At 68.0% G+C, this 413-nt stretch carries 1 protein-coding gene; it reads left to right on the top strand.

Annotation, left to right across the window (positions count from 1 at the left end; genetic code table 11):
- Nucleotides 1-40: 40 nt before the first annotated feature.
- Nucleotides 41-413: ATP-binding cassette domain-containing protein (locus RM844_RS33135; RefSeq protein ID WP_311671125.1), on the top strand; the 373-nt coding region annotated here is incomplete at its 3' end.

The raw sequence follows: 413 nt of genomic DNA, 5'->3' as shown, positions 1-413 counted from the left end.
ATCCGGGGAGCGGCCGGCTGCGGCGCAAGAAGGCACGCGGATGACACGACTCCTCGAAGTAACCGATCTGACGGTGGACTTCCCCACCGACACCAGCGTGGTACACGCGGTGCGGGGCGTTGACTTTCACGTCGACGCCGGCGAGGTCGTCGCCCTCGTCGGGGAATCCGGCGCGGGGAAATCGGCCAGCGCCATGGCCGTCGTGGGTCTGTTGCCCGAGTTCGCCGAGGTGTCCGGATCGGTGCGGCTGCGGGGTGAGGAACTGATCGGCCGTTCCGACGCCGAGATGTCGCGGATTCGCGGCAACACGATCGGCACGGTGTTCCAGGACCCGATGTCCGCGCTGACCCCGGTCTACACCGTGGGTGATCAGATCGCCGAGGCGCTGCAGGCACACAACCGCGAACTGGGCC

Origin of the sequence: Streptomyces chisholmiae, from assembly GCF_031845445.1 — a bacterium.
Classification (GTDB): domain Bacteria; phylum Actinomycetota; class Actinomycetes; order Streptomycetales; family Streptomycetaceae; genus Streptomyces; species Streptomyces chisholmiae.
The sequence above is the reverse complement of the archived record's forward strand: the minus strand, read 5'-3'. Positions and strand labels throughout refer to the sequence as shown.